This is a genomic window from Paenibacillus sp. FSL L8-0158, assembly GCF_038592965.1.
Classification (GTDB): Bacteria; Bacillota; Bacilli; order Paenibacillales; family Paenibacillaceae; genus Paenibacillus; species Paenibacillus polymyxa_D.
This window is the reverse complement of the sequence record NZ_CP151949.1, coordinates 2,517,287-2,532,589: the sequence shown is the minus strand read 5'-3', so window position 1 is coordinate 2,532,589 and position 15,303 is coordinate 2,517,287. Positions and strand designations below refer to the sequence as shown.

Annotated in this window: 1 protein-coding gene (running past one end of the window); it reads right to left on the bottom strand. The window is 50.8% G+C overall.

Translation table 11 applies throughout. The features are described from left to right. A protein-coding gene (locus tag NSQ68_RS11610) for a non-ribosomal peptide synthase/polyketide synthase (protein WP_342428885.1) crosses the window boundary here: on the bottom strand, positions 1–15,303 show its beginning. Its footprint begins 27,120 nt before the window's first position; the window shows 15,303 of its 42,423 coding nt (coding positions 1–15,303); its start codon is at positions 15,301–15,303; the stop codon falls past the left edge of the window.

Genomic DNA, 15,303 nt, shown 5'->3' with positions numbered 1-15,303 from the left:
CTCAAGCAGGATAGAGATATCTTCATCAGGCACGACAATCAGGTTAAAATCGTAGTTGGTTTGCTCTGTAAGTTCCACATTAGCAATGGAGAAAACTGTGTGTGCGTCTGCTTCGCCGGAACCGCCCATCTGCTTCATCTGCTGCCCAATCGGGTAGTTTTCAAAGACCATGATGTGATTGATCAGGTCTTGTTTTTGTTCAGTCTGTGCCTGAATGTCGTAGAGCGGGAACGTGTCATAGACACTGGAGGCCAGCGCCTGTTCCTGCGTACGCTGCAATATGTCAGCAAATGTAGCATCCGGTGCACTGCATATGCGTATCGGAATCGTGTTGATAAACAAACCGATCATGCTCTCCACACCTGGAATTTCTGCCGGACGACCCGATACCACACTACCAAACACGACATCCTGATGATTATTATATTTCTGTAAAATAACGCCCCAAACGCTTTGCAGCAATGTGTTAATCGTGACATGTTGTTGCTTGGCCATTTGGTTTAATGCGGCACTCCGCTCTTTACCTAGCATAAATGGCAACTTTTCCAAAACATAGCCGGAATTTGAACTTTGACCGCTTCTGTTTGTGTCGTCATCCCGTTCTGTTACAGAAACTTGCGTATTCTCACCAGGCAACAAGGTTTGCTGCTCAAAGCCTGCCAAATAGTCACTCCAATAACGGGTCGCTTCCTGTGCATCTTGGTGTTCCAACCATTCGATATAGTCACTATACGGCTTGACAGGTGCGAGCTCTGGCTGCTTGTTCTCCAGCAAGGCAGCATATGCACCAAACACTTCGTCCGTCATCAGGGACAGGCACCAGCCGTCCATCACGATATGATGGAAGCTCCATACAAAACGGTATGAGCGATCACCCGTGCGGAAAACAGCTACGCGCATAAGTGCATCCTTGCCTAAATCAAAGCCACGAGCTTTGTCCTGAGACACAAATTCAGCTACAGCCTGTTCACGCCCTCTGACATCCTCATAACGGAAGCTCGGATCTTTATGACGGTAGACAATTTGCAAGGGTTGACCATGCCAGCCGCTGTAGAAATTCGTCCGTAATATCGCATGCCGGCTAACCAGCAGCTTTAAGCTTTCCTCGAATATAGATGGCGCAAAGTGGCCCTCAAGATCAAAGGTTGCCTGCTCAAAATACACACCTGTTTCTGCATTCATCAGACTGTGGAACAGCATCCCCTTTTGCATTGGAGTCAGTGGGTATACATTCTCCAATTCCCCAACCGTCTGGGTCTGTTCCTTAATCGTATCGAATTGCTCCAGGGTCAGACCTTTAAACAGTACATCACTTGGAGTCAATTCGGCCTGCTCCCGTGTCACACAATGCTCGATCACTTCAAGCAGATTGGATTTCAGCAGGTTGGCTAGCATGTGGACTGTGTCCTTACGGAAGGCCTTGCCGTTATACCGAATGTCGAGTTCCAAGATGCCATTGGTGACGATTCCACTCACATCCAGCGCATATTTCAACTTCGTCCGGCCACTCACGACCGATCCCATCGAATAAGGAGACATCCGAATATCGCTGTTTGGCAAGTCTTGATCCAACTGTCCGAGATAGTTAAAGCTCACTTGCGGCTCGGCAAAAGCTTGATGCTGACCAAGATTCAGTACATCTGCTTGCTGACTAATGGCTTGGCCGGATTCACCCCAATATCTCCAGATTCCGTAGCCCATTCCCTTATTCGGGATACGACGCAGGCTCTCTTTGACCTGTTTGATGCGTTCCGACAAAGCGTGATCACGACCGATGTCCAGCCATACCGGATATGGACTCGTAAACCAGCCTACCGTACGAGAAATGTCCGTATCCGGCAAAATGTCCTCCCGTCCGTGTCCCTCTAAATGAATCAGGCTGCGTTCATGGCCGGTCCATGTGTACAGCATCATGCCCAAAGCCGTCAGAAGCAGATCGTTCACTTCCGTGTTATACGCGCGGTGCGCTTGCTTCAATAGTTTTTCTGTCTCTTCTTCCGTAAGCTGGACGACCACTGTATCCGTATCAGCCAAGGTAAACGGTTTAGCCTGCGCTTGATCCTCAGGCAAACGTACTTGGTCAGACAAAGCGGATGCGTTCCATTGTTTCCAGTAGGCGTATTCACTGTCCATAGCTGCGCTATTCGCATACTCGGAAAGTTTTTGTGACCAGGAACGGAAGGAATCCGTTTTGTCCGGTAATTGGAGTGCCTCTTTACGGATTGCCTGTTCATAGGCTACAGCCAAATCCTCAAACAAAATACGCCAGGATACCCCGTCCACGACCAAATGATGAATCGCCATTAGGAGATGATCCCCATCTGCACAGTGGAACAAGCCAGCCTTTAACAGCGGCCCTTCATGCAGTTGAATACTGCTTTGAATTTCACTGGCTTTCGCCTCCATTGCCGCGCTGAGCAGGGTTTCATCCGTCAAATTCGTAAAGTCCAGCACGTCCAGGTGATACAGCTCGCCTTCCTGTATTCCGCGATTCCATGCTTGATAGCCTTGCTCGGTCTTGCTGAACACCATCCGCAGAGCATCATGATGCTCTGTTAGTTTGCCAAGCGCCTGACGCAAAGCAACTTCGTCAAAGCCCTGCTCCCGGTGCAGCATCACCGCCTGATTAAAGTGATGCACATCCACTTGCTGCTGCGCAAAGAACCCATGCTGGATCGGAAGCAACGCCGTTTCTCCGCTTACTTCTCCCTGATCTGCCATACGACTGACCTCGTGCATATGCGGCGCCAGGGTTGTGACGATGGGATAGCGGAACAAATCTTTCATGTCCAGCTTGTAGCCGGCCTGGAACGCACGCGATACGATTTGAATCGCCTTGATCGAATCGCCACCCAGATCAAAGAAATTGTCCAACATACCGACGGTTGGCACGCCCAGGACGGACTGCCAGACCGCTACAAGTGCTCGTTCCGGTGCAGTGCGCGGCGCTACATAATCTGCTCCGCTGTGCAGACTGCCTTCCGGTGCTGGCAGGGACTTGCGGTCGATTTTACCGTTCGGTGTCAGCGGCATCTGCTCCAACTGAATGAAATACGACGGCATCATATAGCTTGGCAGTTCTTGTCCCAGCTCCTGTCTCAGCTCACCGGCTCCCAGTTCTTGACTCGCCACATAGTACGCCACGAGCTGTGTTTGACCCGTTTCGTCCGTACGGGCCATGATGACCGCTTCTTGTACCGACTCCACCTGCAACAGCTGCGATTCGATCTCGCCCAGTTCGATTCGGTAGCCCCGGATTTTCACCTGATGGTCCATCCGCCCCAAATATTCAATGTTGCCGTCTGGCATCCATCTCGCCAAATCGCCTGTACGATACATCCGCTCATGGCCTGCCTTGCCACCAGCAAACGGATTAATCACAAATTTCTCGGCCGTCAGTTCTTCACGTTTCCAATACCCACGGGCCAATCCTTCCCCTGCAATACATAACTCACCCGGTACACCGACGGGCTGCAATTCCCCATTCGCATTCATGATATAGATTTGGGTATTCGCGATAGGACGTCCGATATTAATCTCTTGAGCATGGGTCAGTTCCTGTACGGCCGACCACACCGTCGTTTCTGTAGGTCCGTACATGTTATAAATGCGGGGACCGTTTATTTCTTGCAGTGCTGCGAGCAGCTTGGACGGAAGGGCTTCGCCCCCAACCATCATCGCCTTCACGCCTTGCAGCGAGCGCGAACCTGCTTCATGACCCAGCAGCATCTGCAACCGAGATGGTGTCATTTGCAACATCTCAATCGAATGTTGAGTAATCAATTCACCCAGCGCCTGAGGATTGACCTGATGCTGGCTGTCGCCAAGCACCACCGTCATTCCGCCCAACAGGGGTAGGAGGGTCTCCAAGACGAAAATATCAAATGAAATGGTCGTCAGTGACAACATGGTTTGGCTCGCTTCAAAGTCAATGACTTCGCGCATCCCGGTAATAAAGTTGAGGACCGAGCGATGCTGGAGCATAACTCCTTTCGGATTTCCAGTCGAACCCGAGGTATAGATGACGTAAGCCAAATGCTCTGGCCGGGCAATCGTCTCCAGGTTGCCGCGCTCTCCCTGATACAATGCTGCATCCTCAAGAAACAGGGCATTGGCATGGCAATGATGCTCTTCTGCCAAATCACGACGGGTCAGAAGCACTGTGGCCTCGCTGTCTTCCAGCATGTATTGAATACGAGAGGACGGAAATTCGGGATCGATCGGCACATAAGCACCGCCTGCTTTTAGCACAGCCAGCAGACCTACGATCATTTCCACGGAGCGCTGTACCATCAGACCGACCAGTTTGTCAGGTCCTACTCCCTGGGCTCGAAGCATTCGTGCCAATGAATTCGCCCGTTCATTCAGCTCCTGATACGTCAGACGCTGATGTCCAAACACCAATGCCACCTGATCTGGCGTACACTCCACCTGCTCCTCGAACAGCTGATGGATCGTCTGATGGGACGGAAATGCACAAGCGGTGTCATTAAAGGCCGCCGTAATCTGTTGTTTTTCGGCTGTTGTGAGTAGTTCCAGCTCTTCCACCCAAACATGCGGGTTGAGCGAAATTTGCTCCAGCAAACGTGCAAAATGTCCATACAAACGCTCAATGCCTGCTTGATCAAAGCTGAGCGTGTTATACATAAAACGAATCTTGATGCCTTCTCCCGGCATCACGACGACGTTCAGATCGTAGTTGGTTTCCTCTGTAGACACCACGTTCGAAATCGTAAATTTATCCTGTCCATCACTGCCCAACTGCTCTACCTGCTGCTCCACCGGATAATTCTCAAATATCATAATATGATTGATTAAATCCTGCTTCTGTTCGGTCAGTGCTTGTATTTCATATAGCGGGAACGCATCGTAGGCATTGGAAGCCAGCGCCTGCCGCTGTGTTCGTCTCATCAGCTCGACAAAACTTTCACCTGGTTCAGACTGCACACGCACTGGAATTGTATTGATAAATAGCCCGATCATGTGCTCCACGCCTGGAATATCGCCGGGACGACCGGACACAACGCTGCCGAACACGATATCCGTACTGTTGTTATATTTCTGCAACAGAACGCCCCATACGGTTTGAATCAGCGTATTGATCGTGACCTGATTTTGTTTTGCCACCCGTTCGATCTGGGCAACCAACTCTGGCTGGAATTCGCAATCCAGATCTTCAGCGACATATTCCCCGGTGTGCATCGATTTCGGCTGTGCTTTTTGCTGCGGAAGCGTAATTTGCTGCTCATAGTCCGCCAGATACCCACGCCAGTATTGCAAGGCTGCCTCACGGTCCTGACGTTCCAGCCATTCAATAAATCGACTGAACGGCGTGACAGGCTCCAGCGCTGGCTCATGACCCGCACGCAGTGCCAGATAGCTGCCGAATACCTCCTGTGTCATAAAGGACAAGCACCAGCCATCCATCAAAATGTGATGGAAGCTCCAAATAAAGTGGTACGTTTCATCCCCGGTTTGCAAAATGGAGACACGAATGAGTGCATCCTCTGCAAGATTGAATCCTTTCGCTTTATCCTCGATGACAAAAGCTTCAACACGAGCATCTCGTTCCTCTTTTTCTAGCCCGCGCAAGTCTTCATAATATAATTGCCCGCTGCGGTTGCGGAAAACGACCTGTACAGGCTCATCTTTCCATGAACTGATAAAGTTCGTCCGCAGGGCCTCATGACGTTGTACGAGCAGATCCAAGCTCTTGCCGAAAGTAACCACATCAAACCGTCCGTTCAATTCAAAGGTGGCCTGTTCAAAATAAGCCGCCGAACTCTCATCCATTAGACTGAAGAAGAGCATGCCCTTTTGCATCGGCGTCAAAGCATACACATTTTCCAGCTCGCCCAGATCTCGCGTATCTTCCACCAATTGCTCCAGCTCGTCCAGCGTTACATGTTTTAACAAGACATCACTTGGGGTCAACACCGTTCTCTCTTGGGTGACGCAATGATGAATGACTTCACTCAAGCCAGATGCTAGCAGCTCTCCCAGCCGTTCAATCGTTTCATGACGGAACTGCGTTGTGCCGTAGCGGATCGTGAACATCAACTCGCCATCCTCGATTAATCCGTTGATATCCAGTGCAAAATCCATAGTCGCGTTCGTGCTAACAGGCACACCAATAGAATAGGTGGAAGGCTGTAGATCATTGCCTTTATAATCCTGATCGAATTGGCCCAGGTAGTTAAAACTGATCTCAGGCTGAGCCTGTAACTGTGCGCCTGCTTTCCCCAGCACATTCATATCGGACAGGTAGCGTAAAATGCCATAGCCGATGCCTTTTTGCGGAATATGACGCAGCCCTTCCTTGATCCGTTTGATCAAACGAGCGGTATTTCCGCCCTGTCCCAAACTTCCATCCAGTACAACCGGAAACTGGCTCGTAAACCAGCCGACCGTGCGCGTAATATCCACATCCGGTACAATGGCTTCCCGTCCATGGCCCTCCAGGTTGACCAAGATCCGCTCGGAACCAGACCAGTCATATACCGCTTTTCCGAGCGCAGCCAGCAACAGGTCATTCATTTCCGTGTTGTATGCGCGATGAGCTTGTTTGAGCAGCTGCTCGGTTTCCTGCTTCGTCCAGCGGACCGTAACGACCTCACTGTCTCCGAGCCGTGCATTGTCATTCGCAAAATCCTTCGGCAAAGGCTTCGCGAGGCTGGCTTCTGCTTGTTCGATATGCTGCCAGTAGATAAACTCCCGCTCCATCGTCGCCTGATTGGCATAGGTTGACAGCTGGTTGGCCCATAGCTGGAAGGAATCTGTTTTATGCGGCAGTCGAATAGCTGTGCCTGTTTGACCTGCAACAGCCTGCTCATAACCGGATGCCAAATCCTCCAGCAAAATACGCCATGATACACCGTCCACAATTAAATGATGAATGACGATTAATAAATGGTCGCCCTCCGCGCACTGGAACAGACCGAGCTTCACCAGCGGACCCTTGCTCAAATGAATGCCAGCTTGAATTTCACTCGCCTTAGCTTCAACAGCGGTGGATTCGTCTTCCACTCCGCTGAAATCTACAATGTCCAGCGTGTATAGCTCGCCTTCCTCTACATTGCGGTTCCAAGCAACATAGCCCTGCTCCGTCTCACGGAATACCGTGCGCAGTGCGTCATGATGCTGGACCATACGGTCCATCGTACGGCAAAGCGCGTCGACGTCAAAGCGCCCAGCTCGATACAGCATCATCGCCTGATTGCTGTGGTGCAGATCAGCAGGCTGCTGCTCGAAGAACCACCGCTGAATAGGTGTCAGTTCCACCTGGCCTACGACCTCTTCCTGACTGGCCATCTTGCCATCTGTAAGAAGCAACGGACTGAGTGCCGCTACCGTCGGATAACTGAAGAGGTCTTTCATGTTCAATCGATAACCTGCTTGCAGCAAGCGGGAGGATACTTGCAAGGCCTTGATCGAATCCCCGCCCAGCTCAAAGAAGTTATCCTGCGTGCCTACGGCTTCCACGCCCAGTACTCCGGCCCATACCGAAGCTAATACCTGTTCCACCGTAGTACGCGGTGCCACATAGGCTGCTCCGGTATGGATACTGCCTTCTGGTTCTGGCAAGGCCTTGCGGTCGATTTTGCCGTTGCTGGTCAGCGGGATCGCCTCCAGCCGCATCAGACGCGCAGGCACCATATGCGCTGGCAGCCCGGCTTCCAGCTCGGCCTGTACCTCCTCAATCTGCAGCTCGGCTTCTCCCGTGATGTATCCGCACAAATACTTATGTCCTCGCTCGTCCGTCCGGTCGATGACTACCGCTTGACGCACACCCGGTACCCGCTGGATTGCCGTTTCAATCTCGCCCAGCTCAATCCGGTATCCCCGGATTTTGACCTGGTAGTCCATCCGGCCGATAAAGTCCACATTGCCGTCCGGCATCCACCGCGCCAAGTCCCCTGTGCGATACAGTCGTTCACCCGGTACGTACGGGTTCGCTACGAATTTCTCGGCTGTCAGGTCTGCACGGTTCAGGTAGCCTCGTGCCACGCCAGCACCGCCAATGCACAGTTCACCCAGTACGCCGATCGGCACCGGATTCAGCTGGCTATCCAAGATGTAGAAGCGTGCGTTCAGCCACGCCTGCCCAATCGGTACATTGCCGCTGTCCGGCAGCTTCGACAGTTCTTCGTCGTAGAAGCTGGAGTCGACCGCCGCTTCCGTGACGCCATAGCTGTTCATAATTCGAACATCCGAGCCAAATCGTTCTTGCAGCACCCGGTAATCCGTCACACTACAGCTATCCGAGCTGGTAATCAGCAGTTCCAGACTGCTCATGTCAAGGCCCTGTTCATACACATGCTGCATAAACGGTATAATCAAGGCCGGAGTGGATTCGAACACGGTAATTTGATAATCACGAATCCAGCCGTACAGACGGCTTGGGTCAATGCGATCATCTTTCGGGCAGATGACCATCGTTCCACCGTTATAAAGCGTCCGCGCGATATCGCCGACGAACACGTCGAAGGAGAAGCTAGCGAGTTGCAGCAGTCGTACTGGGAACTGGTTCAGACGGTAATCCCGGCGATACGCCGCAGCCGTATTGACCAAGCTGCGATGTTCAATCATGACGCCCTTCGGACGTCCCGTTGTCCCCGACGTATAGATCACATACGCTAGATCGTGCAGTTCATTGATAGGGTCAACATCCGTGGCATCCCCGGTGTACAGTGACTCATCGTCCAGCGCCAGCACGGTATGCAGACGTAGCCCTGTTGTCGGTTCGGATGCTGCTTCGCTGTCAGGCCCTGAATCTGATTTCAAGCTTAAGCCTTCATTAAGGCTGTCTCTTTCCATCGTTTCAGCACTAGCCGCTGTTTCCAGTTCGCCCTCAGTCTGCCCTCCGACCAAGACCTGTCGGTTTTCCCCCAGCCAACCCTGTGCACGCTCCTGCAAGCCGATTTGCGTCAGCAGCACTGTCGCACCGCTGTCCTCGAGCATAAAGCGGATACGTTCTGAAGGATAATCCGCATCCAGCGGCACATATGCGCCTCCGGCTTTCCATACCGCTAGTACGCCGACCAGCATATCCACCGAGCGCTCGCTCAAAATACCCACAATCGACTCGCGTCCAATGCCTTCCTTTCGCAATCTACGGGCAAGCTGGTTCCCACGCTCGTTCAGCTCGCGATACGTAAGCTGCCGCTCATCGTATACCACTGCCACGTGATCCGGCACAAGCTGCGCTTGTTCTTCCACATAGGCGTGGAACAACAATTCAGATTCCTTTTCATCACTCCATGCAGCTACGCCTACTGATCCAAAACCGTCGATGATTTTCGCTTTTTCCGAAGCAGTCACTAGCTCCAACTCATCTACCAGCGCATCTGGTCTGTTAATCGCTTCTTCAATCATATGCAGCAAATGCTCGCGGATTTGCTCTACTGCTGCACGTTCCAATACTCGCGCGTTGAATTCCAAATGAATATGAATTTCATCACCCGGTACAACCGTAATATTGAAATCATAGTTTGTTTGCTCCGACACGGAAGCATTTGCAATCGTAAAACCATTCTTACCACGGCTACCCATTTGTTCCATGCGCTGTTCCACTGGGTAGTTTTCAAACACCATAATATGGTTCACCAGGTCCTGTTTCTGCTCAGTCAGGGCCTGAATTTCATACAACGGATAGGTTTCATAAGCACGAGAAGCCAGAGCCTGCTCCTGTATCTGCTTCATTAACGCTGCAAACGTAATATCTTTTTCACTGTGAATCCGTACAGGAACCGTATTAATGAACAAACCAATCATTTTATCGATGCCCGGAATATCCGCTGATCTGCCGGATACGACACTGCCAAATACAACATCCCGACTGTTGTTATACCGTTGCAGCACAACGCCCCACGCTGCTTGCAGGAGTGTGTTGACCGTCACTTGCTTCTGCTTAACCAGCTTGTTCATCCGTTCCGTCATTTCGCCGCCCAGTGTAAACGAAAGCTTGTCCGCTTCATATTCTTTAGCGTGACCGTCCAGCTGTTTTGCCTGCGGCAATACCGTCTGCTGCTCAAAACCAGCAAAATAATCACTCCAGAACCGCTCAGCCTCTGAATTGTCCTGCCGATCCAGCCATTCAATATATTTGCTGTAAGGCGTTACTGAGGCTAACTCCGGTTTGCGGTCTTCGAGGATGGCAAAATACGTGTTGAAGGCTTCCCCGACAACCAGGAACAAGCACCAACCATCCATCAAAATATGATGGAAGCTCCACACAAAACGGTACGACTCCTCGCCTGTACGCAAAACAGACACCCGCATCAGCTCGCCGGAGCTAAAATTAAAGCCTTCGGCTTTGTCGCGCTCAGCAAAATCAGCAATGTACGCGTCCTGCTTTTCTTGTCCCATCAAGCGTATATCTTCAAAACGGAACCCGACAGGTTTGTGGCGGTACACTACCTGTAAAGGTTGCTCATTCCAGCCGCTATAAAAATTCGTTCTGAATATTTGATGGCGATCTACCAGCTGATTGAGGCTCTCGGCAAAAGCCTCTACTTGAAAGCGGCCTTGCAGATCAAATGTCGCCTGCTCAAAGTACGCCCCAGATTGCGGCTCCATTAAGCCGTGGAACAGGATGCCTTTTTGCATCGGCGTTAACGAATAAATGTTTTCCAGTTCTCCGACAGCAGCCGTCTGCTCTACAATATGATCCAGCTCTCCGGCCGTCAGTCCTTGGAAGGACAAGTCGCTTGGCGTCAGCTCCGGCAGCTCTTTGGCCACACAGTGAGCCAAGACCTCACGCAAGCTCTCCTGCAGCAAATCCGCCAGCTTTTTAATCGATTTTTTCATAAACATTTTGTTGCTGTAGCTGATTGTCAGTTCCAGGGCACCGTCCGTGATCATGCTGTTAATATCCAGAGCATACCGCTTGGTCAACGTGTCACTTATGGAAGCTCCGACGGAATAAGGAGACATGCGGAATGCATTCTGCTTTAAATCCTGATCGAATTGGCCAAGATAGTTAAAGCTGATTTCCGGCTCGGCAACAAAAGCCGCATTTCCTTCCCCGCCAGCAAGATATCTCAAAATTCCGTACCCAATCCCTTTATGCGGCAGACGGCGAAGTCCTTCCTTGACGTTCTTGACACGCCGTCCCACATTCCGGTCCTCATCCATATCGAGTACAACCGGGAATTGGCTGGTAAACCAACCGACCGTACGCGTAATATCTACATCCGGCAAAATCGCTTCCCGTCCATGTCCCTCCAGATTTACAAGCACCTGACGAATACCTGCCCACTCCTGAATTGCCGTGCCCAGAGCTGTCAGCAGCAGGTCGTTTGCTTCCGTATTGTAGGCACGATGAGCTTGTTTCAAGAATTGTTCCGTTTCTTCTGCCGTCCACGCTACGGTCAGCGTCCGATCATCGCGAAGCTGTGGCTTGGCCTGAGATTTACGAGTGTAATCTTTAGGCAAGGATGCCTGACTCTTCGCTACTTCCTCCAGCTGCTGCCAGTATGCACGCTCCTTTTCTAATGCTGCGCTGGTCGCATAAGCTGACAGCTGATCAGCCCAAAGGCGGAAGGAATCCGTTTTATTCGGCAAACAGACAGACTCGCCCCGTAAAGCCTGTTCATAGCCTGTTGCCAAATCCTCCAGCAAAATACGCCAAGACACACCGTCGACCACCAAATGGTGGATTGCTACCAACAAATGGTCTCCATCGGTGCAACGGAACAGACCCAGCTTCACCAAAGGGCCTTCATCTAGACGGATACTGCTTTGAATTTCGTTGGCTTTGTTCTCCAGCAAATGAGCAAAGTCAGACTCATTTGTAAAATCAACCACTTCAAGGCTGTACAGTTCTCCTTCTTGCACGCCACGGTTCCATGCTTCATACCCACCGTCCGCATTTTGGCGGAATACGATGCGCAAAGCGTCATGATGCTCAACAATGCGTTGCAGTGCCTGACGAAGCGCCGTTTCGTCCAGTCGATCCTCACGATGCAGCATCAGAGCCTGGTTATAGTGTTCAGGATTGGATGGCTGCTGTTCAATGAACCAGTGTTGAATCGGTGTCAATGTCACGTTGCCACTGACTTCTCCTTGATCGGAAACACGGCTCACCCGCTGCACTCGTCCATTCAGCTCAGCAATCGTCGGATACTGGAACAGCTCCCTCATTTCCAGCTTGTAACCATTTTGCAGCAGTCTTGAAGACACCTGGATGGCCTTAATCGAGTCGCCCCCCAGATGGAAAAAGTTATCCAGTACACCAATATGCTCGATACCAAGTACAGATTGCCACACGGACACTAACGTCCGTTCTACCTCATTACGTGCCGCTACGTAATCCTCACCGGAATCCACGCTTCCTTCTGGTTGCGGCAATGCCCGACGATCCACTTTGCCATTTGGTGTCAACGGCAATTGTTCCATTTGTACAAAATACGACGGCACCATGTAACCCGGCAATTCCTGGCTCAAGGCGCTTCGAAGCTCACTTGCCGTGATATCCGCAAGGGTGACCACATATGCGCAAAGCTGTTTTTGTACCTGCTCATCCTCACGTGCAATGACGACGGCCTCTTGCACTGCTTCCAGCTTCAACAGCTGTGCTTCCACCTCGCCCAACTCAATCCGGTAGCCCCGAATTTTCACCTGTGCGTCGATCCGTCCTTTGTATTCCAACGTCCCGTCTTCATTCCAGCGCACCAAATCGCCTGTGCGGTAGCAGCGCTCTCCGCTGCGAAACGGGCTGTCTATAAACTTTTCAGCCGTTAAATCCGGACGGTTCCGGTAGCCACGTGCCACCCCGTCGCCGCCGACGATCAGTTCACCCCATGCCCCGACAGGCTGAAGCTGCATGGAACGGTCTACGACATACGCTGTGGAGTTGTGGATCGGACGCCCAATCGGCACCGCTTTCAATTGCACGCTGGCAATCGTATGAGTTGTAGAAAAAGTTGTATTTTCTGTCGGGCCATAACCGTTAATAATCCGCAGGGACGGATGAGCCTCCAGTACCCGGTTAATATGCGGTACGGACAGCACATCACCACCGACCAGCAGTTCTTGTACCCCCTCGAACAGCTCCAAGTCCTGCTGAGATAGCTGGTTAAAGAGCGGGGCAGTCAGCCACATTGTCGTGATACCATGGTTGCGCACGGCTTCCTTGAGCTTTGGAGCGTCCAAAATGACATCCTGACTTACCAGCACGAGCTGTCCACCATTCAATAGCGCACCCCAAATTTCGAAGGTGGACGCGTCAAAGACAACGGCGCCGGTTTGCAAAAGGCGTGTATCAGCATCTAATTGCGCATAGTTAGTATGTTTCACCAAACGCACGACATTGCGATGTTCTACCATAACCCCTTTGGGCTGTCCCGTCGTGCCCGAAGTGTACATCAAATAAGCTAGTCGGTTTCCAAATTTACGTTCTTGTTCTCCACCAGTGCTGTCTACGACAGACGAGGATGATTTATTCAAAATCTCATTTTCCAGATTTGTATAATCGGTATAATCCGCATGATAAGCCTCGTTTTGCTCCCCATGTACGGTATTCAAGCCTTGGTCATTCTCTGCCCCGCACACCTTAGCATCGCTCAGATCCAGCACAATTCCGGTGTATTCCTCTGGTTGCTGTTCTGCACGCTGCACCAGCAGCAACTTCGCCCCCGAATCTTCCAACAGGTAACGTACACGTTCAGTCGGATAATCAGGGTCAATCGGTACATATGCGCCGCCCGCTTTGAGAATCGCCAACATGCCGACGATCATATCCGTGGAACGCTCAGCAACGATACCTACCGTTTGCTCGGCGGTAACACCGTGTCTGCGCAACGTGTGAGCCAGTCGATTTGCTCTTACATTCAGTTCGCCATAAGTTAAACGGACATTTCCGAACACAACTGCTGTCTGATTCGGTGTACGTTCAGCCTGTTCCTCAAACAACTCATGAATGCCTGCTTCGTGTGGATACTCCACCGCTGTAGCATTGAATACGTCGACGATTTGCGCTCGTTCTTCCTCACTGATCAGCGACAATTCCTGTATCCGCTTGTGTGGGCCCTGCACCATATGCTCCGCCACACTCAAAAATTGTCGAATAATTCGAGCAATTTCCTGTTCACTAAACAGCTCGGTACGATAATCCAGGTACAGCACGAGTCTATCATCATCCAGCATTTCAACCATGTGAATATCGAAGTCGTTCACCGTATCTCCGCAGAAATCGTTATCTACCTGCTGTATCGCTTCATCAAAACGGGAGAAACTCAATGTACGGTACTGAATGGAAGCACCAAACAGACGCTGAATGTCCAGACTGTTTTGCTGTTCACGCAAATCCTGAATAATTTTGTTGTACGGGTAACGCTGATGCCGCAAAATGGACGCCTGCTCCTTCCCTACACCTTGCAGGAAGGTCAGCAGTTCGGATTCTGGTTCGACCAACAGACGCGTAGCCACGGTGCTGACGAACATACCGATAGTATCCTTTTCCTTCTTAGACGTACGGTTGGCATAGAGTGTCCCCACGGTTAAATCCTGCTCTCCCGTCACTTTATGCAAATAAATATACAGAGCCGCCAGGAAGAACGTGAAAATACTAATTTTATGTTCCTCACAAAAAGCCGTAACACCACGATACAACTCATGTTCCAGTATAAAGCTCTCCCGGCGTGCAGCTGTGCTCAGTGTCAGCGGGTTATATGATTTCAACCCTGTAGTCTCAGGCAAATCGGCAAACTTTTCCGTCCAATACGTTTTGTCCTTTTGGTAACGGTCTGATTGCTCATAGCTTTGCTCTACCTGGATAAAATCCAGATAGGGATTGCCTTTGGTCGGTGCATCTCGACCTGTACCATGCACAATATCCATATAATGTCCGGTGATTTCATTAATGGCCTGATTCATGGACACGCCGTCTGAAATAATATGATGCATTTTAAAATTAAACCATGTTTCTTCTGCTCCGAGCTGCAAGATAGCAAATCGGTACAGCTGCGAATCCAACAATGAGAACGGCTGTGGATTATGACGCTTTAACCATACAATTGCTTCTTCCGGGGTAACTTGGATTGTTTCTATACTTTCCGCCGTAAACGGCTCTACATATTGATATGGAATCCCATCCTGTGCAGTAATTTTGATACGAAAAGAATCATTTTGGGCAATTACCCGGTTCATTGCTTGCTGCAAGGCATCTATACGAACTGTTCCCCTGATTTTTACAGTTGCAATAATTGTCGATGTGTTCCTATTAGGATACAGAAGCTCCGTATACCAAATCCGTTGCTGTGGCTGGCTTAGCGAAAACAATTGAACATCTTGCTGTGTCAT